Genomic DNA, 23020 nt, shown 5'->3' with positions numbered 1-23020 from the left:
GATTTAGCAGTTTTGGATAACACCATTAAGGATTGATGAAGATGATCAACGTCGATTTACAACAACTGGTTCAGGCTCTGGACGCCGCAACCAAACAGGACCTTGAAGCCGCAGCTGAGCGCTGTGTAATTCGCGGCGGCAGCAAAATTCTGGTTGAAGATCTGCTGTTGGGCCTGCTGGAGCGCCCTGACGGTTTACTGGTCCGTGCCCTGCAAGATGCTGAAGTGGATGCCGGTGAACTGTCCCGCGCACTGCAGCCTCGCGGCGAACACAGCGAATCGCGTAACCCGGTCTTTGCTGCCGAACTGGTGCAGTGGCTGCAGGACGCCCTGCTGGTGGCCAACCTTGAGTTGGGCCAAAGCCAGATTGATCAGGCCGCACTGATTCTCGCCTTGCTGCGCAATCCGATTCGCTACGCAGGCAGTCACTATCAACCGCTGCTGGCCAAACTAAACGCCGAGCGCCTGCGTGAATTCGCCCTGTCGCAACAAGCACCGACAGCATCCGGCCCGGCTGCTGCGGGTGGCGAATCCAACCTCAAGCGTTTTACCCACAACTTCACCCAACAGGCCCGCGAGGGCAAGCTGGACCCGGTGCTCTGCCGTGACGGCGCGATCCGCCAGATGATCGACATCCTCGCCCGACGCCGTAAGAGCAACCCGATTGTGGTGGGTGAAGCTGGTGTCGGTAAGACTGCGATCGTTGAAGGTTTGGCCCTGCGCATCGCCCACGGTGAAGTTCCGGATGCACTGAAAGACGTCGACCTGCTTTGTCTGGACCTTGGTCTGCTGCAAGCCGGTGCCAGCGTCAAGGGCGAGTTTGAGCGCCGTCTGCAAGGTGTGATTGATGAAGTTAAAGGCTCGCCGAAGCCCATCATCCTGTTTATCGACGAAGCCCACACGCTGATCGGCGCGGGCGGCGATGCAGGTAGCGGCGACGCCGCCAACCTGCTCAAACCGGCTCTGGCCCGTGGTGAACTGCGCACCATCGCTGCCACCACCTGGAGCGAGTACAAAAAGTACTTCGAGAAGGACCCGGCACTGGCCCGCCGCTTCCAGCCGGTGCAACTGCATGAGCCGACTGTCACTGAAGCCATCACCATTCTGCGCGGCCTGGCCCCCGTTTATGAGAAGAGCCACGGCATTTACCTGCGTGATGATGCGGTTGTCGCAGCGGCCGAACTGTCTGCCCGCTATCTGGCTGGCCGCCAACTGCCCGACAAAGCTGTTGATGTGCTCGATACCGCCTGCGCCCGCGTGCGCATCAGCCTCGCCGCCGCGCCGGAAGCACTGGAGCGCCTGCGCGGCGAGATCGCCGAAGGTGAGCGTCAGCACAACGCAATCTCCCGCGATCAGCAAGCTGGCCTGAAAGTAGATCACGAAGTACTGGCCGAGCTGGAGACTCGCCTTGAGCAAGCCCGTGCCGAGCTTGAGCAAATCGAAACCCGCTGGAATATCCAGAGCGAGCTGGCCAAACGTCTGCTGGAGCTGCGCAAGCAATGCGCAACCGTGCGCCAGGCCCAACCTGCCGCCGAAGCCGAAGCCGAAGCCGAAGCCGAAGCCGAAGCCGAAGCCAGTGAAGCACCAGCGCCTTCGCTTGAGCAACTGGAAAAAGAGCTCAGCGACTTACAAGCACAGCTGGCCAGTGCGCAAGCCACCGAGCGCCTTGTCAGCTTTGAGGTTTGCCCGCGCCTAGTTGCTGAAGTGATCAGCCACTGGACCGGCGTCCCCCTGAGCCAGCTGGCCCGCGAACACAACAGCAAAGTACTGAGTTTCGCCAACGACCTGCGCCAGCGCGTACGCGGCCAGGAGCAAGCTGTAGAGGCGCTGGACAAAGCCATGCGCGCCACCGCTGCTGGCCTTAACCGTGTCGATGCGCCAGTGGGCGTATTCCTGCTGGTCGGTCCCAGCGGCGTCGGCAAAACCGAAACCGCCATCGCCCTGGCTGACCTGCTGTATGGCGGTGACCGTTTCCTGACCACCATCAACATGTCCGAGTTTCAGGAGAAGCACACTGTTTCCCGCCTGATCGGCGCACCGCCCGGATATGTCGGTTATGGCGAGGGCGGCATGCTGACCGAAGCGGTCCGGCAGAAACCGTACTCCGTTGTACTGCTGGATGAAGTGGAAAAGGCCGACCCGGACGTGATGAACGTCTTCTACCAAATCTTCGACAAAGGCGTAGCCAATGACGGCGAAGGGCGCGAGATCAACTTCCGCAACACCCTGATTCTGATGACCAGCAACCTGGCCAGCGACCGTATCAGCAGCCTGTGTCAGAACGGCCAGCGCCCGTCAGCGGAAGACCTCGAACAGTCCATCCGCCCAGTACTCAGCCAGCACTTCAAACCGGCACTGCTTGGCCGTATGCGCGTAGTGCCGTACTACCCAATCAACGGTGAAGTGCTGAATGAACTGGTCGCCCTCAAACTGTCCCGCTTCGGCGAGCGCTTGCAGCGTCGTCAGCTCAGCTTCAGCCACAGCCCTGAGCTGCTGGCCAATCTTGCGGATCGCTGCAGCTACAGCGAAAGCGGCGCACGCCTGATCGACCACCTGATCGACCAGCACCTGCAACCACTGATTGTCGATCGTCTGCTTGACTCGATGGCCAGTGGCGAGACCTTGCAGCACGTGCATGCCACGCTGGATGGCGAAGGAACGGTGGTCTGTGAATTCACTTAACGTGCCGCTGATGTTCAGCCAGGTCCCACAACCCCTGCATTACGCTGAAGCATTGCTCCAGTGTTTTGCCGCGCTTGCACGCCTGAGCAACAGAGCCGCCCTGCTCGACGCATTCGCCGAAAGCAGCGCCCAACTCTCTGATTGCGAGCTGAGCCAGCTGTACCTCTTGGATGAAACCCACACGCGCCTGACCCTAAGCGCTGAATGGCACAACTGTGTGCTGCACCCAAAAGCTGACGCCAGTCTGCCCAGCGATTACAACGATGAACAGCTACTGCAATTCTGCCTTTGTCAGAACCAAGTGCTCTGCCTGAGTGAACTGAGCAGTAGTCTGTACACCATCAACTTCCTCCCAGACGCAAAAAAACCGTGGCTAAGCCTGCTGTGCCTACCCCTGCATAATGAACAGCAACACGTAATTGGCCTCCTGCTGATTGCCAGCCAGAGCCAGCGTGAGTTGAGAGGCTTTGCCGACTCGCTGACTCAGCTGGGCAACTTTGTCATAGCCCAGTTACATCACCTCCAGCGCCAGCAAAACAGGCCCGTCTCGACTAGCGAACCGGTTCGCGCCCAAAGCAGCACGGGTTCAGGCTACGGCATGATCGGTGACAGCGCGCCCATGCGCGCGCTGCATCAGATGATCAGCAAAGTGCTGCACATTCCCGTCAGCGTCCTGCTTAACGGCGAAACCGGAACCGGTAAGGAGCTGGTCGCCCGCGCCATCCATGAATACGGCATGCGCCGCAGCAAGCCACTGGTGATTCAGAACTGCGCCTCACTGCCGGAAAACCTGCTGGAAAGTGAGCTGTTCGGCTACCGCAAAGGTGCATTCAGCGGTGCCGACCGAGACCATCAAGGCCTGTTCGACGCCGCAAACGGCGGCACATTGTTCCTCGATGAAATCGGCGACATGCCACTGACCTTACAAGCCAAATTATTGCGTGTACTGCAGGAAGGCGAAATCAGGCCGCTGGGCTCAAACACTACCCACAAAGTCGACGTACGCATCATCGCGGCGACTCATCACAACCTGCGCGAACGCGTCGAGCAAGGCGTCTTCCGTGAGGACCTGTATTACCGCCTGGCCCAGTTCCCCATTCAACTGCCACCTCTGCGCGAGCGGGGCCCGGACATCCTCACCCTAGCCCGCTACTTCGCCGACAAAACCTGCGAACTGCTGCAGCACCAGCGCTGCGACTGGGCAGAGGCGACCCTTCAAGCGCTGTCCGCCTATGACTTCCCCGGCAATGTGCGCGAACTCAAAGGGCTGGTCGAGCGTGCAGTGCTGTTATGCGAAGACGGCGAGCTGCTGCCGGAACACTTCAACCTGTCACAAAACCTCGAGCCCACATCAAACAACATGACGCTGCGTGAACGCCTCGAGCGCGTAGAGCGCAACATGCTGATTGAATGCCTGCGCAAAAACGGCGGCAACCAGACCTTTGCCGCCAACGAGCTGGGCCTGCCACGCCGCACCCTGCTGTACCGCATGCAACGACTGAACATCAACCTGCTTGATGTTTAAGGCCAAGGAGAGAGCCATGTTCAATGTCGCCAACCAGACCCATTTCAGCCTGACCATCGAAGGCGTCAGCCACGATTTACAGGTGCTCGAATTTACCGGGCATGAAGCAATCAACCAGCCCTACGAATTCGAGCTGGAGCTGATCAGCAACCGCCCGGATCTTGATCTGGAAAGCCTGCTGCACCAGCGCGCATTCCTCGCCTTCGCGCCGGGCGGCGCAGGCGTGCATGGCATCATCTACCGCGTTGCTCAAGGTGACTCCGGCAAACGCCTGACCCGCTATCACATCAGCCTCAGACCACAATTGGCTTACCTGGCTCATCGCATCAATCAACGCATCTTCCAGCAGCTCACGGTGCCGCAGATCATCAGCCAGATTCTGCAAGAACACGGCATCCAGACCGACGCCCACAAATTCCAGTTCGGCCCCACGATCTATCCCGAGCGCGAATACTGCGTGCAGTACGATGAGAGCGACCTGCACTTCATCCAGCGCCTGTGTGAAGAAGAAGGTATTCACTACCACTTCGAACACAGCGAAAACGGCCACACCCTGATCTTCGCCGATGACCAGAGCGGTTTCCCCAAACTGCCCGGAACCGCCTACCAGCAAGACAGCGGCTTGGTCGCCGACAAGCCGGTGATCAAGCGCTTCGGCATGCGTATGGAAACCCGCACCAACCGTGTCACCCGCCGCGACTACAACTTCGAAAAACCCAAGTTGCGGATGGAAGCGGCCTACAACAGCGAGTTTCAGCCAGACCTCGAAGACTACGACTACCCCGGCCAGTTCGTTGAACGTGCACGCGGCAAGCACTTATCCACACGCATCCTCGAACGCCACCGCGCCGACTACGAACAAGCCGAAGGTGAAAGCGACCAACCCCTGTTGGTCAGCGGCCACTTCCTCAACCTCAGCGAACACCCGCACAACGAGTGGAACCAACTGTGGCTGCTCACCGCCATCCACCACCAAGGCAAACAGCCGCAGGTACTGGAAGAATCCATCACCAGCCACACGGATGATAACGATGGCTTCCAGCAGGGCTACCGCAACCATTTTATTGCCACTCCTTGGGACGTAAATTACCGCCCGCAACTGCTGCATCCGAAGCCCAAAGTGCTCGGCAGCCAGAGCGCCGTGGTCACCGGTCCGGCGGGCGAAGAAATCCACTGCGACCAATACGGCCGGGTCAAAGTCCAGTTCCACTGGGACCGCGAAGGCCAGGCCGACGACAAAACCAGCTGCTGGCTGCGTGTTGCCTCAAGCTGGGCGGGCGATCACTACGGAGCCGTGACCATTCCGCGCATCGGCATGGAAGTGCTGGTGACCTTTATGGAAGGCGACCCCGACCAGCCGCTGATTACCGGCTGCCTGTTCCACGCCGCCCACGAAGTGCCCTACGAACTGCCTGTCAACAAAACCCGCAGCGTGTTCAAAACCATGAGCTCACCCGGTGGCGGAGGCTTTAACGAACTGCGCATTGAAGACAAAAAAGGCGCAGAGCAAATCTTTATCCACGCCCAGCGCGACTGGGATGAAAACATCGAAAACAACCAGAAAATCCGCGTCGGCAACGAGCGCCACGACACCGTGGAGGCCAACAGCTACAGCGAGTTCTACGCCGAAGAACACCGCACCACCCACGCCGACCGCAAAACCGAAACCCGCAGCAGCGACCACCTCACCGTTGCGCAAACCCAACACGTCAAAGTCGGCGTCGGCCAATTCATCGAAACCGGCAACGAAATCCACTACTACGCGGGCAGCAAAGTCGTCGTCGATGCAGGCATGGAGCTCACTGCCAAAGGCGGCGGTAGCTTTATAAAACTCGACCCAAGCGGCATTACCCTCAGCGGCGCAACGGTTAACGTCAACTCCGGTGGCGCACCGGGCAAAGGTGCAGGCATCGGGATTTTGCTGCCAGTGATACCGGGTGCGGCGGATTCGGATAAGGCCGGAGAGGTGCCGCAAATCGCTCTGGCTAACAGCCCGGAAAGATTGCAAGCAGCCGCACAGGACAACCTGTTGCTTAGCGCCCAATGCCACGAACAACCTGATGGAACTTGCTCGCTGGAGGTCTGCCCATGCGGCAAGAACACCCAACTCGTATGAACGTAGAACAGCATCAATTCCTGCCAACGGATAGTGAACAGCTCTACATACTTCTGGATGGTGCTCTGATAGACGCCATGGTATTTGCTTACACCCACGATGACAGTCCTGTGGTGCAACAACTGTATGCAGGCACCCGCCATAGCTCAGCCATTGAAGTCAGCCCGTGTCTTATCAAACCGTCCGCGACAACACGTCTATGGGAGGCCCAGAACGAGTGGTGCTCGTATGGCGTCGTTGTTAAGAGTGAGGCAAGTCTTATGGAGCTTGCAGACCACTTACGCAGCCTTATCAGCGTTCGCCTACCCTCCCAGCAACTCGCCTATTGCCGTTACTACGCGCCTGAGTGGACAGCTAGACTGCTACAAAGCTTCACCGATGCAGAGCTGCAGGCTTTCTCTGGACCAATTCAGCGCTGGTCCATATATGAGCCTTCGCAATGGTTAAGCATTTCAGTGGAAACCACCGGTCTAACACGCCGCTCAGATGAGGAGGGATGGCTCAGTCTCTCCCAGCAACAACTCGACCTATTCCAAGCTGATGAGCAAAAGCGCTTTATCGAGCGTATGGCAAACCACTTCAGCTGCCAGAGCGCTGCCACACGCGAAGGCTCCAATGCCCGTGAACAGCTAAGTCAGTTGGCACGGCAGGCACAACGTCTGGGTTTTACACAGGAGCATCAGTGCACCCACTACATGGAGTTGGCCTGGCGTTTCCCCGAAGCCATCAAGGGGCCTGAGCTTGAAGCTTTACTTGCCAATCAAAACCTGCCCACTAACGAGCGCCTGACCCAGGCGGAGAACCGCCTGTTCGGTTTGGCATAAGGAAGATTGCAGATATGGAACATCAGGTAAAAAACGGCGACACACTGGGGCTAATTGCCAGCGCCAACAACACCACAGTTGCGACGCTGATGCGTCTTAACCCACAAATCGAACATGCCGATCGCATCTATCCAGGACAGAATATTGCCCTACCCGGCAAAGAGTCACAGCAACGGCAGACACGTACTGTCGGCCAGGTAGCGGATAACAGCCAGTGTTCCGATGAATATGTCGACCTGCTCCACCAAGCCGATGAGCGACTTTTCATACCGCTCACCGCAGCCATGCAACGCGACCTCGAACAAGAAGAAGCCAAACTTGAGCAGCTGATTACGCAGTTCTACGCAGGACTTCAGGGCACTCAGGAGCAAATTCGCGCTTTTAAAGCCAGCTTTATAGAGCTACTGGAAAAAGAGCGGATTATTGATGAAGCGGAACCCTCAGAGCCCATGCGCCTCACAGAGATCCGTCGCCTAAAGGGCAAAAAGCATTACGCGTATATCCGCCGCGACAGCTTCTGGAAGCCCTTTAAGAAGCACCGCAGCTACTCCATCGAATCGCAGGATCAAGCCCGAAGCAAAGGCTGGTTTGATCCATCGTCCGGCAAGGTCAATCCCGGAAGGCTACTTGACGCAATCAAGGATGACCTCAAGCAGCCGAAGCTATCACTAAAAATTGCCGAAGACTTTACCGACTGGTGCTTACGGGAGTGGAAGAGCGATCCTATCAGCTGGCAACCTGCCCAAGGGATGCAACCGATAGAGGCGAATGCACAAGCACAAGCACTGCGCTTTGCTGTAGGAGCAAGCCTGTCTGCGGGCTACAGTCCTTTCGAGCGCTCAGCCAACATCGAAGGCAAGATCAACATCAGTGCCTCACTGCTTGAGGGCAAAGCCACTGCCAGCACCACCTGGCCTGCAGATGAAGCAAGTGAGTGGAAAATCAAATACCTGGACGCTAACGGCCAGGAAGCAGAGTCCTCACTGGGGAAATTCCGCTGCAAGGTAGAGCTTGAAGCCAAAGGCTTTGCCGGTGCAAGCGCCGTACTGGCAGCTGACATCCAAGTGGATATGAAAGATGGCGTCCCCCGCCTCAAAGGTGTGGGCGGACAAAAATATATGAAAGCCGATGAAGGCCCAGCCAAAGCAGAAGCCAGCGCCTTTGTAGGCGTGCGTGCAGACGGCAAGTTGGAAGGCAGTGTCGAATGGCAAGACACCCTCGCCAGTCAATCACCTGAGTGGAAAGCACTCTGTACTTTAGGCGTAGGAGCTGGAGCCGCTCTAGGTCTTGGGGCCGAGGCCCGTTTATTACTTAAGTGGAGTCCAATAACAGGTAAGTTCTATTTCAACGTCCATGCAGGCTTGGTTGTCGGAGCAGGTGCCTCGGGCGAGTTCGGAGCAGAAGTTGATGCTCGCGAGTTCGCAAGCATGCTGCACTGTATTTATAACGCATTGCTAGAGGTTGATTTCCGCCACGTGAAAAGTATTGATCCACTAGCATTCGAGCAACTATGCAACCTCGCTGTATATAGCCTTATATTCGGATCACCAATGAAAACAACAGCAATCATTCTAGGAACCAAGGCCGCATCGGAAATTGTAAATATTATTGATGGTATATACGATACAAATAAAGCTTTGTATGAACGTGAAAAGCTGGCTATAGAAACAGCTAAAAACATTCTAAAAGATGCACAACAAACACAGTCCAGTTGGTTGCGTCACGCCCCGCCAGAAGTCAAAGGGAAATTGCTTGACTTAGTCTGCAATGACTATTTTTTAACACCTTTTGATTATTACACAGCTGGAGCTAACTCTCGTGAGAGTGCAGTTTTGACAATACTGGAGAGTAGTCAAAGTTGGCGTGATTATGAAGAAGCTATTACCCGCATGAATCCAAAAGGCAAGAAGTCGGACTTTTCATCTAACCGACTGCGTTTACTGGAGTTTATGCGTACATATCAAGGTTTCCGCCTAGAGGCAATTGAAGCTCGCTTACGACCAACCAAACCTGTAGCTGATCAGCCAGTAGTTATCGGTCGCCATGTTTCTTTAAGTGGAATTCAATATGCTTAAATTATCTGCCTTTTCAACCTTGCTAATACCAACCTTATTATTGGCTGCGTGTAAGGCGGAGACTCAGCCTCCGAGGGACAGCTATGATCAGCAGCTAGCAGATAAACTACCACAAGCTAGTTATGAAACCCGTCAAAAAGTTCGTGAATTATTAGGTAACACGATCGCTAATCTTGTCTTCATAGAAGGCGGAACATTTATCATGGGCGACTGGGGGTCAGTCGGTGAAGACGGGATATGGCGACCTTACTTCCCACCGGCTGCCGAGGAGACAAAAGCTCACCAAGTGACTCTAAGTAATTATTCCCTAGGAAAATACGAAACCACTTGGGATGAGTACGACACTTTTCTGCTAGCGACGGGTAGAAAAATTGTTTATAGGGCTAGCGGCACTGGCGGAAAGTATGCATCTACGGATAGCCCAAGGGAGCCCTACGAGAGTTCTCATGAAAGTTCGTACTACATCAAAAAACCAGCCCAAGACCGTTGGCAGGACGCAAAAGACTATTGTCTATGGTTGGGGGAAATGACCGGTCAAGCCTTCGACCTACCTACCGATGCTCAATACGAATATGCTGCCCGTAATCGTGGACAAAAATGGCTGTACCCAACATACAACGGCCAGAATGTAGATTACGACAACCCGTATTTTGATCGGTTAGAACAGTCCACCTCACCTATTGGTACTCAGCTACCTGCAAATCCGCTAGGCCTATTCGATATAGCGGAAAACGCCAAGGAGTGGGTCAATGACTGGTTCTCGCCAACCTATTACAGTGAGAACCCAGCAATCACTGATCCTAAGGGACCGAACGAGGGAACAGAAAAGATAGTACGCAGCTTAGGAGTGGGCTCCCTGTCCTTCAGCTTCTCTCGAATAGGTATGCCTCCAGTAGTGGAAGTTTTAGGAGCTGAACATCTAGTTAGAAATGGCTTTCGCTGCTCGGTAAATAGTAATGCTCCTGTCATACTGGATATCCCGAAATGAACAAGGCCTCGTACTCCATAGTCCTGCTGAGTGCCGGCATGCTTTGGGCTGCATGTAAGCCAAACACCCAGCCGCCACGGGATGCCTACGACCAACAACTGGCAGAAAAGCTACCGCTGGCCAGTTACGAAACCCGGCAAAAGGTCCGTGAAGTATTGCGCCATACATTAAACCACCTGGCCTTTATCGAGGGTGGGACTTTTACCATGGGCGATTGGGGGGCCGTAGGCGAAGACAACGTATGGCGACCTTACTTTCCACCAACGGCCCAAGAAGATAAAGCTCACGAAGTCACACTAAGTAACTACTCCCTTGGCAAATATGAAGTAACTTGGGAAGAGTACGACACTTTTTTGCTGGCAACTGGGCGTCCTGTTGTCCGACGTGAAACTAACTTAATGGGCGAAAAAATTGAAGAGCGCCCAAGAGAGCCCTACCAACAAGATCCTACAGGCTTTACTTACATCAAAAAGCCCGCCGAAGATCGCTGGCAAGATGCTAAAGATTATTGCCTATGGTTAGGAGAGATTACAGGGCTCTCCTTTGACTTACCTACCGATGCACAATTCGAATATGCAGCCCGCAATCGTGGAAAAAAATGGCTATATCCCACTTATAACGGAAAATTCATTGGGAATAATGACCCTCTCTACAAGCGCCTTGATAGATTTGGAACAGCTGTAGGTACTCAACTACCAGCCAATCCACTTGGTTTATATGACATAGGTGAAAATGCCAAGGAATGGGTTAATGACTGGTATTCACCGACTTATTACAGTGAAAACCCCGAAATTACCGATCCACAAGGGCCAACGGCAGGTACAGAGAAAATCGTTCGTAGCCTCGGAGTTGGAGGCTCACTTTCTTTTAGCTTTTCTCGTATTAGCCAACCTGAAAAACATGAAGACGGCTATTTAGTTACCAATGGTTTTCGCTGCGTAGTTAACAGCCCAACTCCAGTAACACTGGAAATCCCTCAGTGATCACTATTACGACACAAACGCAGATAGCCCCAATCGGGCATCACCCGTAGGGAAATAACTTTATTGCTTATTCAAGGAGGAATTTCATGCGTAGTCCTTATTACGCCATAACTCTGCTAACCGCCCTACTTCTGCTGGCCGGTTGCAGCGGTAATTACAAATTCAACGATGACGAATACCGCCCACTTGGCGACCCACAAGCAGTAAAGCGCTCGCAATAAGCGCAAGGAGTAACTAACCATGGAACTGGTCTTCGATATGGTGAGCGCCCAGCAGTTTGTGCCGGGGCTTTTGACCACCAAAACCTTCAAGCAGGCTGGCGGCATTATTGGCCGGGCGGAGGATTGTGACTGGGTGATCCCGGACCGCAAGCGCGTCGTATCGAGCCATCATGCCGAAATCAGTTACCGCGACGGTGCGTTCTATATCACCGACACCAGCAGTAACGGCATTCAGCTCAAGGACAGCGGCGCGAGCCTGCGTAAGAATCAGCCGCATCGCATCGAACATGGCAGCACCTACTGCATCGGCGAGTTTGAAGTGCGCGCACGGTTGGTGCGTGACCCGGCGATTTTCGAAAGTGAGATCGGGCTTGCTCAACCCGCTGGCAGCATCATTCCGGACGATGCATTTCTCGATCTCGATCCGCTCAACGCCATCGACCAACAAGAGCGTGTGTACGCCGAAGTTGATGATCTGACTGCCGTTCTACGCCCTGCTTCAAATATGCAGAAGCAGCAGCAGGATTACGCGCAGATCGACGAAGAAAACCTGCTGATCCCCGAGCTGATTGTGCCGCCAACGCCGCCCAAGCCGAAACCGGCTCCGGAGCCAGAGCGTCTGCCGCCGACCTTCTGGGAGAAGTTCGGTGATGCGTTGGGTGTGAAGCTGGATGATCTGGATGACGACGCCCGCGAAACCCTCGCGCTTAATGCTGCCAGCCTGCTCAAGCAGAGCATTGGCAGTTTGCAGCAAGCCCTGCGTACCCGCAGTGAGCTGAAAAACGAGCTGCGTCTGGCCCTGACCACGGTGCAGGGTGCGAGCAACAACCCGCTCAAACACACCAGTGACAGCAGTGAAGCGCTGCATGCGCTGCTGCGCAGCAACAAGACCGGCCAACTCAAGGCTGAGCAATGCATCAGCCGCAGCTTCCGTGATTTGCAGGCGCATCAGGTAGCGTTGGTGGCTGCCAGCCGCGCCGCAGTGAAAAGCATGCTGGAGCAGCTGTCACCGGAACAGTTGAATCTGCGTTTCGAGCGCGAAGGCAACAAACCACTGATTGCCACCGATGGCAGCCGCTGGCGCGCCTATCAGCGCCTGTACAGCAGCCTGCAGCGCGATGATGACTGGTCGGACCGCATCTTCGCCCGCGACTTTGCCCATACCTACGAAGAACAGGTTCGCCTGATCGCCACACTCAACACTGAAGTTCAAGGATGATGTTCATGTCCCGCTTACTCTCTATGGCCTTGCTGGCCTCTGTGCTCGTACTCAGCGGCTGCTCGATGCTGTCGCCCTACTCGAGCCTGACCAAACTCGACCTAACGCTTAAGGGCAGTGTCGAGTTGAACCCTGACCTCAACGGTCGTCCGTCCCCAATCGTGGTGCGTCTGATCGAACTGAAGCACCCGGTTTCATTTGAAACAGCCGACTTCTTCTCGCTGTACCAGCGCCCGAAAGAAATCCTCTCACCGGACATGGTCGCTATTGAGGAGCTTGAGCTGCGTCCCGGTGAAGAGCGCGAGCTAAAGCTTTCGGTAGATCAGGACAGCCGCTACGTCGGCGTGATGGCTGCATACCGTGATCTGCCTGAGAGCAATTGGCGCGTGATCATTCCCGTTGCCAAACAAGAACGCACGCAAAGCGTTCTGACCCTCGATGCACAAGGCATCAAGATTCAGGGCGAGGAATAAGCCATGGCCATGCATAAAGTAATCTGGCAGGAAGGCATGCTGCTGAGACCGCAGCATTTCCAGCAGAACGACCGGTTTTACGACTATCAGTTAAAAACCCGCACGCAGAAACTGACCAGCTACGCATGGGGCTTTTTCGAGCTGGAATTCGACCGCCAGTATCTGAACATGGGCAAGGTCGTGGTCAGCAAAGCCAGCGGCATTTTGCCGGACGGCACACTCTTCGATATCGCCACGGAGCACGCGGGGTTGATCCTGGATGTGCCGCCTAACACCGGCAATACTCCGGTATACCTGGCGCTGCCTCTGATCACCGGCAACCACATCGAAAGCCGCCGCCCCGAGCAGGAAGATGTATTGGCGCGCTTTATTGCCTTCGATACTGAAGTGGCTGACTCCAACGCCGGCGACAGCGCTTCCAGCCAAGTCAGTTGCGGACGACCGAACTTCCGCCTGCTGCTCGGTGAGCAACAGACCGATCAGGCCTATGTGAAGCTGAAGCTGTGTGACGTACTGGACACCACGCCTGATGGCGTTATTACGCTGGATGCCGAATTCATCCCGACCTTCGTCAACTTCCAGGCCTCCAGCTACCTGCTGAGTTGCCTCAAGGAAGTGATCAGCATGCTGGCCCACCGTGGCGACATCCTGGCTGAGCGTATCCGCTCCACCGGCAAGGTCGGCGGTGCGGAGGTCGGCGACTTTATGATGCTGCAGCTGATCAACCGCTTCGAGCCGGTGCTGCGTCATTACCTGGGTATCGAACAGGTCCACCCGGAGCAAATTTTCCGTGAGCTGCTGGGCCTTCTCGGCGAGCTGGCAACTTTCTCCAGTGAGGTCAAACGCCCCGGCCTGGACAACCGCTATCTGCACAGCGATCAGGGTGTGAGCTTCCGCAAACTGATGGATGCGATCCGCCAGGTGCTGTCGATGGTGCTGGAACAGCACGCCATCGAGATGCTGTTGCAACAGCGTCAGTACGGCATTCAGGTGGCACCACTGCACGACCACAAACTGCTGGGCACTTCCTCGTTCGTCTTGGCCGCCAGTGCCGAGTGCGACTCCGAAGAGCTGCGTAGCCGTCTGCCGGCTCACCTCAAAGTCGGTCCTGTCGAGCGCATCCGCCAGCTGGTCAACCTGCACCTGCCGGGGATCAAGGTCAAACCGCTGCCAGTGGCACCGCGGCAGATTCCTTTCCACTCCGGAAAAACCTACTTCGCCTTGGAGCTCAGCTCTGAGGATTTGGCACAGCTGGAGCGCTCAGGCGGCTTTGCCTTCCACGTGTCCGGGGAATTCTCCGGGCTTGAGTTGAAATTCTGGGCGATCAGGAACTGAACATGAACAACAGGGATAGAGACTACGGGCAGGACGATAAAACCGTCATCCTCAACCGTAATGGCGAACCCGCCGCACAGAGTCCACTGACTGACTTTGCTGCCCCGCCAAAATTCGAACAGCTGGAAGAACGCATGATCTATGCCGCGCGCCTGCGCCCGGCGGAGAGCTTTAACGTCAGCCTCAACCCACTGGTCGCTGCTGCTGCCGATCTGCTCTCAGAAGTGGTGCGCCTCAAACACAGTCTGGAAAGTGAAGACATGGACGCCCTCAACCAGCGCCTGTCCAAATCCATGAAGCTGTTCGAGCACCGCGCCCTGCATGAAGGCGCTGAAAGCAGCCAGGTCATGGCCGCCCGCTATGTGCTGTGTACGGTGGTCGATGAAGCGGTAGTCACCACCACCTGGGGCAATGAAAGCGAATGGTCGCAGATGAGTCTGCTGTCGAGTTTCCACAACGAGACCTTCGGTGGTGAAAAGTTCTTCCAGCTACTTGAGCGCCTCTCGCGTAACCCGGTCAAACACCTGCCGATGCTGGAGCTGATGTATCTGTGCCTGTCGCTGGGTTTTGAAGGCAAGTACCGCGTTCTGCCGCGCGGCATGCTGGAGTTGGAGGCCGTACGCGACAGCCTGTACCGGCAGATCCGGCAAATGCGCGGTGATGTCCCGCGCGAAGTTTCACCGCACTGGCAAGGCCTGAAAGACACCCGCCGACGTCTCGTACGCATCGTGCCATGGTGGCTGGTTGCTCTGTTTACCCTGATCTGTCTGGTTGTGATGTACAGCGGATTTGCCTGGGTACTGGGCGAGCAGCGGGAAACGATTCTGCAGCCGTACGAGCAACTCGCCCCGACTGCGGGACCAATCATGGATGATGCAAAATGAAGAGCTTTTTCAGCAAATTAGCGGCTTTTTTCCGCAAAACATGGGTCTGGAGCCTATTCCTGGTCCTCATTCTGGCTCTGTTAATCTGGTTTGCCGGCCCACTGCTGGCTATTGATGATTACAAGTTCTGGGAATCCCCCGTCAGCCGCCTGCTGACGATCTGTGCATTGGTCCTGATCTGGGGCTTGTGCATGGTTTACGCCAACTGGAAGGCAACGGCTCGCAAGAAGGCCGAAGAAGATGACGAGGCTGCCCAGGAGCGCCTGCGCCGTGAAGGTCAGGTCAATGATGAGCAGATGGAACTGCGCCAGCGCTTCAAGCAGGCGCTACATACCCTCAAGCGTTCCAGCTTCTACCGCGGGCGCAGCGAACGCTGGCGTAATGACCTGCCCTGGTACCTGCTGATCGGCCCTCAGGGCGCAGGCAAAACCAGCCTGCTGGACTTCTCCGGCCTCGACTTCCCACTTAACCGTGGTGAAGAACAACGCCTGACCAAAGACGTTTCCGGCACCCGTTATGCCGACTGGTATTTTGCTGATCACGCAGTGCTGATCGACACCGCAGGCCGCTACCTGACGCAGCCCGATCAGGCGGTAGACGGCAGCGCCTGGCAGACTCTGCTTGGCCTGTTGCGCAAACGCCGGGCGCGTCCACTCAATGGCGTGCTGGTGAATATTCCGGTTGATCAACTGCAAAACGAAAGCGAAGTCGAGCTGGAGAAACTGGCCCGTCAGACCCGCATGCGTCTGCAGGAAATCCATCAGCGCCTGGGCGTCGATGTGCCGGTTTATCTGGTGCTGAGCAAAGCCGACAAAGTCCTCGGTTTTGAAGAGTTCTTCGATCAGCTGTCACGTGAAGAAAGCGATCAGGTGCTGGGGGCAAGCTTCCGCAAAAACCAGAACCCGACCGACGTACAAGTAGTGCGCAACGAGTTCGAGGCCCTGCTGCATCGCCTCAACAGCCAGGTCATCCTGCGTATGCACCAGGAGCGTGACACTCAGCGCCGTGGCCGTATTCTCGACTTCCCGCATCAGCTTGGCCTGCTCGGTGAGCGTCTGTGCCTGTTTATCGAACTGGCCTTCAGCGGCAACCGCTACCAGCGCGCCAGCCAACTGCGCGGCTTCTACCTGACCAGCGCGCCGCAGCTCAAAGAAACACTGGATGAAAGCACCAGCGGTATTGGTCGCAACCTTGGCCTGGCCAGCAGTGCACTGCCTGTGTTCCGCACAGGTAAAGCGCGCTTTATCCACCATCTGCTGAGCCAGGTGATCTTCCCTGAGGCTGATCTGGCCGGGCTGGACAAAAAAGAAGTGCGCCGCATCGACTGGGGCCAGCGCGCCATGTACGCCATCGCCCTGGCGTGTTTGGTGGTATTCGGCCTGATCTGGGCCAACGGTTTCTCCAGCAACAACGGCCGTCTGGAGCAACTGCGCAACCTGGCACAGAAGCTCACGCAGGAGCACAAGCAACTGAGCGTGCAGGACGACACCTTGCGCGTTCTGCCTGCGCTGGATCACACCTACGCAGCGACTAAGGTGTTCCCTCCGGTAGGCGATGTGTCGTATCTGGATCGCACCGGCCTGTATCAGGGCGAAAAGGTTGCCCCAACCCTGTACCGCGCTTATCGCGCCGAGCTGGAAAACCAGCTGCTGAGCCGCGTAGGCCGTCAACTGGAGGCGCAAATCCGCGCCAACCTGGACGACCGTGAAACCCTGCTCAACAGCCTGCGCGCCTATCTGATGCTTAACCTGGAAGACCGTCGCGACAAAACCTTCCTGCAAGAATGGATGGCAGCCGATTGGTCCCTGCGTTATTCCGGTAACAGTGCCGGGCAACGCGGCCTGAATGAGCATTTCGAGCGCCTGCTGAGTGAGTCATTTACCCCTTACTCGCTGAACGAGCCACTGGTGGCGCAAGCCCGTCAGGTACTGCGCAGTGAATCCCTGGCCAATGTGGTCTACCGCATGCTCCGCGAACAGGCACGTAGCCTGCCGGAATACCGTCTGAGCCAAAAGCTCGGTCCACAAGCTGCCCTGTTCGCAGGCAGTGATTACAGCATTCCGGGCTTCTACACCCAGGCTGGCTACCAGAAGATTTTCACTGCTCAGGGCGCTGAGCTGGTGCGTGAAATCCTGCGTGACAACTGGGTCTTGGGAGAAGGCGAAACCCTCAGCAGCAACGACCTCAGTCGTTTGCTGGTGGAGATGGAGCAGCTGTACTTCCGCGACTACGCCAACTACTGGTCCGATGCCATCGCCAAGCTGTCACTGGACCCAATTGGCAACACCACTCAGGGTGCCCAGCAACTGGCCGGCCTGACTGCGGCCAACTCGCCGCTGCTGCAACTGCTGGTGGAAATCCGCGACAACACCCGCTTCAAAGGCCTTGCCGAGGCGGCTGATGACGCCGGCGCAGCAGCCGAAGCGCTGAGCGGTGCTAAAGGTAAAGTCGGCAAGGCCGCTAAACTGGCCGCTGCCGCTGCAGAAAAGGCTCAGGAGAAACTGGTCAAGCTGCCGGATACTGCGCGTAAGTCACTGGAACGTCGCTTCGAGCAACTGCATCGCCTGCTGGACGATAACGGAGGCGCAGGCCCTGAGCTGGCTGCCAGCTTGCAGGCACTGGATGCCCTGCAAATGCAGCTGACCGGTCTGGCTAACGCCAGTGCACCTGATCAGGCGGCATTCGAACTGGCCAAATCCCGTATGAGCGGTCAGCGCGATGCTATCAATCAGGTCCGCTCCAGCGCAGCCCGTCTACCCCAGCCACTGAACGGCTGGCTGACGCTACTCGCCGAAGACACCTGGGCACTGGTGCTCAACGATGCCTATCACTACCTGGATCAGCGTTACAGAAGCGAGCTATATGCCGCTTACACCACATCGCTGAAAGAGCGTTATCCGTTCACCGCACACAGCGCGAGCGATGTGGCTGTGGCTGATTTCCGTGAGTTCTTCAAGGCTCAGGGCATTGCTGATCGATTCTTCGACAACTACCTCAAGCCATTTGTCAGAGGCAGTGCCGGTCAGTATCAGATGCGCCGTGTTGATGGCCGCACCTTGCCGCTGTCCCGCGAGTTCCTGCTGCAAATGAGCAACGCGCAGACCATCCGCCGCATGTTCTTCGCCGAAGACCCGAACGAGCCGAAGGTGTTGTTCAAACTGGAGCCTTACTCACTGGACTCCAACCTCAGCCGGGCTGATTTCACCTTCGGTGATAAAACGCTGGAATACCGCCACGGTCCGATTGTGCAGACTGCCTTCAGCTGGCCTGCCACGGCTAACGAAGGCCGCACCACATTGGTTGTGGAGGAAATCGCCGGGCGTAAAGTCGGGATCGAGAAGAACACCGGCCCATGGTCGCTGTTCCGCCTGATCGACCTGATGCAGGTGGATTACCACAGTGGCCGCGACGTGCTGATGATCAAAGCTGATCTCGGCGGGCTGCGTGCCAACTACCTGCTGCACAGCCAACGCTCGCCCAACCCGTTCGATCTGGGCCTGCTGCGTAGCTTCAAACTGCCGGCGGCGTTGTAATGTCGGCAGTTTCTACACGCTGGCGCAGTGCCGCACGCAGCGACACCGGCAAAGTGCGCCAGCGCAATGAAGACGCCGTTCTGGATTTGCCAGAACGGGGCCTTTGGGTGGTCGCCGATGGCATGGGCGGCCACCAAAACGGTGCCCTCGCCAGCCGCCTGATTGTTGAAACGCTGGCAGAACCCAGCAACGGCAACTTGCAGGAGCGCCTGGACGAACTGCGTCAACGTCTGCACACGCTCAATCGCCTGTTTGGCCAGGAGTTGACCGTGACTGCCGAAAACCCTGACCCGGTAATCGGCAGCACAGTGGTAGCCCTGTTGATTGAAGACAACCGCGCCGTATGCGTGTGGGCAGGCGACAGTCGCTGTTACCTGTGGCGCAACAGCCGGCTTTATCAGCTCAGTCGCGATCACACGCTGCAACAGCAGTTGATCGATGAGCAGCAACTGAGCCCCCGCGACGCCGCCCGCCACCCTTCAGCTCAGGCGCTCACTCGCGCCATTGGAGCGGCTGAAGAGCTGAAACTGGAACTGCTGGAGCTGGATATCCTGCCTGGCGATACCTTCATGCTCTGTAGCGATGGCTTGTGGGGCAGTTTGTCTGTGGATCAGCTGAGTGCAGCGTTAAATCTGCCATCGCCACAGCTGACCCTGCACCGCCTGTTCGAACAGGTGCTGGACGGGCCGGCGCGGGACAATCTCAGCGCAGTCGTTGTTCGCCAGTGAGGATTCAAGGATGAACCGATCTCTGTCCGAAGCGACTAATGCCCATCAGCCACCCGCCAGCGACCTCACCTATTTCGCCCTGGCCAAGACTGCGGCTGAACCTGCACCGGAGGCGGTGAAGGAGAAAGCCGCAACCGCCCCAACGGACTTACCTGAAGTACTCAGCGGGCGCTACAAGATTGAGCGCCTGCTCGGTGTTGGCGGTATGGGAGCGGTCTACCGGGCGCGTGATTTGCTGCGTGAGCAGTTTGGCGACCCAGAGCCTTACGTCGCCCTGAAAACCCTCAACGACGACTTCGCCGAATACCCCGACGCCAATGCCCTGCTCTATAGCGAATACGCGCTCACTGCGCGTCTGCGTCATCCCAACGTAGTCCGACTCTTCAACTTCGAAGTAGACATAGAAAGCCAGCGCGCCTACCTGACTCTGGAGCTGCTTAAGGGTCTAACGCTGGATCAGTTACTTAGCACCAACCCCGATGGGGTGGACTGGAGCGACGCGCAGGAAATCACCTGCGCCCTGCTCGATGCTCTTAATTACTCGCACAGCCTGGGCGTACTGCATGGCGACATAAAGCCCAGTAACGTGATCCTCAACGACGACGGTCTACGCCTTTTTGATTACGGTCTTGGCCAGCCTCTTGAAGGCATATTGCCCGGTCTACCGCGCCTGTGCCGCAAACGTTTTTCAGCTTGGACGCCGCGCTATGCCGCATTGGAATTATTGGAAGGAGCGCCCATCAGTCCGGCAACTGATGTATATGCGATTGCCTGCGTTATTTATGAGCTAACCAGCGGCAGGCATCCCTTCCGTCGCCTGAGCGCCAAACAGGCAAAGATCACAGAGTTAGATCAACAACTGCGCGGCCCTGAACACTTACCGTCACACTGCTGGCCTGCGTTGCGTACCGCGTTGGCCTTTGAAGAGTCTCAACGCACGATTACCTGTGCCGAGTTACTTGAAACGTTCCGCCGACCTGCACCTTCGCGCTGGAAACGCTGGTTCGGGCGTCGCTAAACGCGGCCTTTAAGGACGATGACTTAAAAGGATATTGCTATGTTCAACCCAGCCAACGAAACCCACTTCAGCCTGGACATTCCCGGCCTCAAGCACGATCTGCAAGTGCTCGCCTTTCAGGGCCGCGAAGCCATCAGCCAGCCCTATCGTATTGAGGTTGAGGCGGTCAGCGAAAACCCCAACATCGACCTGGCCGAGCTGCTGCACCAACCGGTGTTTCTCGGTTTTACGCCTGACGGGCTGGGCATCCACGGCCTGATTTATCAGGCCTCAGTTGGAGAGTCCGGCAAGCGCTTGCATCGTTATGGCTTGAGTATCGTCCCGCAACTCTCTTACCTCGGTTTGCGCACCAATCAGCGAATCTTCCAGCACCTGACCGTCCCGCAGATCGTTGCTCAAGTGCTGGAAGAGCACGGCATTCTTTCCGGAGCCTACCAGTTCACCTTAGGCCCGACCGTCTACCCTGAGCGTGAATACTGCGTGCAGTACGACGAAACCGACCTGCACTTTATTCAGCGCCTGTGTGAGGAAGAAGGCATTCACTACCACTTCCAGCACAGCAAAGACGGCCACGTGCTGATATTCGGCGACGACCAGAGTTCCTTCAGCTCATTCGGCCAGCCGACTGCGTACCAGCAAGACAGCGGCCTAGTCGCCGATGAGGGCGTAGTCAAAAACTTCAGCGTACGTGTGGAGACCCGCACCAGCCGCGTCAGCCGCCGTGATTACGATTTTGAGAAGCCCAGCGTGCTCATGCATGCCGAATACAAGGGCGATCAGCCAGAGAGCAACAAGCAGCAACCGGATCTGGAAGATTACGATTACCCCGGTCGCTTCAGCGAGCGAGATCGCGGCAAGCACCTGAGCAAGCGCAACCTTGAACGTCACCGCAGCGACTATCGCCTTGCCGAAGGCCGCAGCGACCAGCCGATGCTGCTTAGCGGGCACTTCCTCGAACTCAGCGAGCACCCGCGCGCCGACTACAATGACCTGTGGCTGCTGCACCAAGTCCTGCACGAAGGTAAACAGCCGCAAGTGCTGGAGGAGTCCGTCACCAGCCATACCGATAAGTCAGACGGCTTCCAGCAGGGTTATAGAAACCGCTTTACCGCCACACCGTGGGACGTGCCGTTCCGCCCGCCACTAAAGCACCCGAAACCGCGCATGCTCGGCAGCCAGACTGCCGTTGTCACCGGTCCCAAAGGTGAAGAAATCCACTGCGACCAATACGGCCGCATCAAAGTGCAATTCCACTGGGATCGCGAAGGCCAGGCCGACGACAAAACCAGCTGCTGGCTGCGCGTCGCCTCCAACTGGGCAGGCGACCGCTACGGCGGTGTGGCGATACCGCGTATCGGCATGGAAGTGCTGGTGACCTTCCTTGAAAGCGACCCGGACCAGCCGCTGGTGACTGGATGCCTGTTCCACGCCAAACACATGCCGCCGTATGAACTGCCTGCAAATAAAACCCGCAGCACCTTCAAAACCCTCAGCACACCGGGCGGTGGTGGCTACAACGAATTTCGTATTGAAGACAAAAAGGGCGCGGAGCAAATCTACCTGCACGCCCAACGCGACTGGGACGAAAACGTCGAGAACGACCAGAAGATTCGGGTCGGCAACGAACGCCATGACCTGGGCGAAGCCAACAGCTTCACCGAGCTAAAAGCCGAAGAACACCTCACCGTCCGCGCCGACCGTAAAGTCGAAGTAAAACCCGACGACCACCTCACCGTTGGCATCAGCCAGCACATCAAACTCGGCACCGCCCAACTGACCAAAGCCGGCCGCGAAATCCACCTCAAAGCCGGACAAAAAATGGTCATCGAAGCCGGCACCGAACTGACCATCGCCGCAGGCGGCAGCTTTATCAAACTCGACCCCGGCGGCATCACCATGAGTGGCCCGATTGTGAAGGTGAATGCGGGCGGGTCGCCGGGGAAAGGCTCCGGGAATGCCAGCTTTCTGCCTTTAATCCCGCTGCCGGTCGATTTCAGTCGGGCAGGTGACCTGCTAGACCGCGCGATCTCGCAACCGGCACCGGATGTCATACACAAACTAAACGCAGTGGTAAGCCCACTACCGGGGCTACCGGGCTATGCAGATGAGCCTTACACATTGTTTGCCGATGGAGCGCCTATCCAAGAGGGGCTAACCGGCCCGGATGGGCTAATCACATTCGAACACATCCCCGGCACGCAAACCTACGCAGTCGAATTGGTGAATGGCCACCGCTTTGACATTGAGGCGAAAGAAGAGAGCAGCCAGCCAACTTTGCCGAGCCAACAACTTGCCCGCAAAGGCTATCGGGATTACCAGGCGCAGGCAGAACAGCTTGAGCCGCTAGATACGCCGGATGACTACCGCAGCGCAGCCTTGAACCCGGCAGGCAAGCCGAACAGCCAGTAAGAGCAGGG

At 56.8% G+C, this 23020-nt stretch carries 16 protein-coding genes; all 16 read left to right on the top strand.

Annotated features, from left to right (window positions below; translation table 11 throughout):
- Window positions 1-35 precede the first annotated feature (35 nt).
- The 16 genes from tssH to tssI all read left to right on the top strand — a co-directional run bounded on the left by tssH (window position 36) and on the right by tssI (window position 23012).
- Window positions 36-2681 carry a type VI secretion system ATPase TssH gene (gene tssH / locus AO726_RS07725; RefSeq protein WP_162491579.1) on the top strand — a complete coding sequence of 882 codons (2646 nt, stop codon included), beginning with the start codon at window positions 36-38 and terminating at the stop codon, window positions 2679-2681.
- A 10-nt stretch (window positions 2682-2691) separates the two neighbouring features.
- On the top strand, window positions 2692-4206 hold the full coding sequence (locus AO726_RS07720; protein WP_058067978.1) for a sigma-54 interaction domain-containing protein: 1515 nt from the start codon (window positions 2692-2694) through the stop codon (window positions 4204-4206).
- A 16-nt stretch (window positions 4207-4222) separates the two neighbouring features.
- Window positions 4223-6322 (top strand): type VI secretion system Vgr family protein, encoded by a 2100-nt coding sequence (locus AO726_RS07715; RefSeq protein ID WP_058067489.1) that lies wholly within the window; start codon window positions 4223-4225, stop codon window positions 6320-6322.
- Window positions 6295-7146, top strand: a complete 852-nt coding sequence (locus AO726_RS07710; protein ID WP_082629083.1) for a DUF4123 domain-containing protein — start codon at window positions 6295-6297, stop codon at window positions 7144-7146. Before AO726_RS07715 ends, AO726_RS07710 begins: the two co-directional genes overlap by 28 nt.
- A gap of 14 nt (window positions 7147-7160) precedes the next feature.
- On the top strand, window positions 7161-9221 hold the full coding sequence (locus AO726_RS07705) for a LysM peptidoglycan-binding domain-containing protein (protein WP_058067487.1): 2061 nt from the start codon (window positions 7161-7163) through the stop codon (window positions 9219-9221).
- Window positions 9214-10209 carry a formylglycine-generating enzyme family protein gene (locus tag AO726_RS07700; protein WP_058067486.1) on the top strand — a complete coding sequence of 332 codons (996 nt, stop codon included), beginning with the start codon at window positions 9214-9216 and terminating at the stop codon, window positions 10207-10209. The genes AO726_RS07705 and AO726_RS07700 overlap by 8 nt, the downstream gene beginning before the upstream one ends.
- On the top strand, window positions 10206-11192 hold the full coding sequence (locus AO726_RS07695; protein WP_058067485.1) for a formylglycine-generating enzyme family protein: 987 nt from the start codon (window positions 10206-10208) through the stop codon (window positions 11190-11192). Before AO726_RS07700 ends, AO726_RS07695 begins: the two co-directional genes overlap by 4 nt.
- An 86-nt stretch (window positions 11193-11278) precedes the next feature.
- The gene (locus tag AO726_RS07690; protein ID WP_058067484.1) at window positions 11279-11413 is read left to right on the top strand and encodes a hypothetical protein; all 135 of its coding nucleotides are present in this window, start codon (window positions 11279-11281) and stop codon (window positions 11411-11413) included.
- Between the two features lie 19 nt (window positions 11414-11432).
- Entirely contained in the window at window positions 11433-12632 is a 1200-nt protein-coding gene (gene tagH / locus AO726_RS07685) for a type VI secretion system-associated FHA domain protein TagH (RefSeq protein WP_058067483.1), read from the top strand.
- 5 nt (window positions 12633-12637) lie between these two features.
- The gene (gene tssJ / locus AO726_RS07680; protein ID WP_058067977.1) at window positions 12638-13105 is read left to right on the top strand and encodes a type VI secretion system lipoprotein TssJ; all 468 of its coding nucleotides are present in this window, start codon (window positions 12638-12640) and stop codon (window positions 13103-13105) included.
- Window positions 13106-13108: 3 nt separating this feature from the next.
- Window positions 13109-14440 carry a type VI secretion system baseplate subunit TssK gene (gene tssK / locus AO726_RS07675; protein WP_058067482.1) on the top strand — a complete coding sequence of 444 codons (1332 nt, stop codon included), beginning with the start codon at window positions 13109-13111 and terminating at the stop codon, window positions 14438-14440.
- Window positions 14441-14442: 2 nt separating this feature from the next.
- The gene (gene icmH, locus AO726_RS07670; RefSeq protein ID WP_058067481.1) at window positions 14443-15324 is read left to right on the top strand and encodes a type IVB secretion system protein IcmH/DotU; all 882 of its coding nucleotides are present in this window, start codon (window positions 14443-14445) and stop codon (window positions 15322-15324) included.
- A complete protein-coding gene (gene tssM, locus AO726_RS07665; RefSeq protein WP_058067480.1) occupies window positions 15321-18857 on the top strand; it encodes a type VI secretion system membrane subunit TssM in 3537 nt (1178 codons plus the stop codon). The genes icmH and tssM overlap by 4 nt, the downstream gene beginning before the upstream one ends.
- The gene (locus AO726_RS07660) at window positions 18857-19585 is read left to right on the top strand and encodes a PP2C family protein-serine/threonine phosphatase (RefSeq protein WP_058067479.1); all 729 of its coding nucleotides are present in this window, start codon (window positions 18857-18859) and stop codon (window positions 19583-19585) included. The genes tssM and AO726_RS07660 overlap by 1 nt, the downstream gene beginning before the upstream one ends.
- 10 nt (window positions 19586-19595) lie before the next feature.
- Window positions 19596-20603, top strand: a complete 1008-nt coding sequence (locus tag AO726_RS07655) for a serine/threonine-protein kinase (protein WP_058067478.1) — start codon at window positions 19596-19598, stop codon at window positions 20601-20603.
- A gap of 39 nt (window positions 20604-20642) precedes the next feature.
- Complete coding sequence (gene tssI / locus AO726_RS07650) at window positions 20643-23012, top strand: type VI secretion system Vgr family protein (protein WP_058067477.1); 2370 nt, start codon at window positions 20643-20645, stop codon at window positions 23010-23012.
- Window positions 23013-23020: the final 8 nt, after the last annotated feature.

The organism is Pseudomonas sp. TTU2014-080ASC, from assembly GCF_001446935.1.
Classification (GTDB): Bacteria; Pseudomonadota; Gammaproteobacteria; order Pseudomonadales; family Pseudomonadaceae; genus Aquipseudomonas.
Note: the sequence above shows the minus strand (reverse complement) of the source record. Positions and strands in the feature narration are given on the sequence as shown.

Bases quoted from the DNA above. Each gene is read 5' to 3' on its own strand.
- tssH (WP_162491579.1), top strand. From the start codon at position 36: ATGAAGATGATCAACGTCGATTTACAACAACTGGTTCAGGCTCTGGAC.
- AO726_RS07720 (WP_058067978.1), top strand. From the start codon at position 2,692: ATGTTCAGCCAGGTCCCACAACCCCTGCATTACGCTGAAGCATTGCTC.
- AO726_RS07715 (WP_058067489.1), top strand. From the start codon at position 4,223: ATGTTCAATGTCGCCAACCAGACCCATTTCAGCCTGACCATCGAAGGC.
- AO726_RS07710 (WP_082629083.1), top strand. From the start codon at position 6,295: ATGCGGCAAGAACACCCAACTCGTATGAACGTAGAACAGCATCAATTC.
- AO726_RS07705 (WP_058067487.1), top strand. From the start codon at position 7,161: ATGGAACATCAGGTAAAAAACGGCGACACACTGGGGCTAATTGCCAGC.
- AO726_RS07700 (WP_058067486.1), top strand. From the start codon at position 9,214: ATGCTTAAATTATCTGCCTTTTCAACCTTGCTAATACCAACCTTATTA.
- AO726_RS07695 (WP_058067485.1), top strand. From the start codon at position 10,206: ATGAACAAGGCCTCGTACTCCATAGTCCTGCTGAGTGCCGGCATGCTT.
- AO726_RS07690 (WP_058067484.1), top strand. From the start codon at position 11,279: ATGCGTAGTCCTTATTACGCCATAACTCTGCTAACCGCCCTACTTCTG.
- tagH (WP_058067483.1), top strand. From the start codon at position 11,433: ATGGAACTGGTCTTCGATATGGTGAGCGCCCAGCAGTTTGTGCCGGGG.
- tssJ (WP_058067977.1), top strand. From the start codon at position 12,638: ATGTCCCGCTTACTCTCTATGGCCTTGCTGGCCTCTGTGCTCGTACTC.
- tssK (WP_058067482.1), top strand. From the start codon at position 13,109: ATGGCCATGCATAAAGTAATCTGGCAGGAAGGCATGCTGCTGAGACCG.
- icmH (WP_058067481.1), top strand. From the start codon at position 14,443: ATGAACAACAGGGATAGAGACTACGGGCAGGACGATAAAACCGTCATC.
- tssM (WP_058067480.1), top strand. From the start codon at position 15,321: ATGAAGAGCTTTTTCAGCAAATTAGCGGCTTTTTTCCGCAAAACATGG.
- AO726_RS07660 (WP_058067479.1), top strand. From the start codon at position 18,857: ATGTCGGCAGTTTCTACACGCTGGCGCAGTGCCGCACGCAGCGACACC.
- AO726_RS07655 (WP_058067478.1), top strand. From the start codon at position 19,596: ATGAACCGATCTCTGTCCGAAGCGACTAATGCCCATCAGCCACCCGCC.
- tssI (WP_058067477.1), top strand. From the start codon at position 20,643: ATGTTCAACCCAGCCAACGAAACCCACTTCAGCCTGGACATTCCCGGC.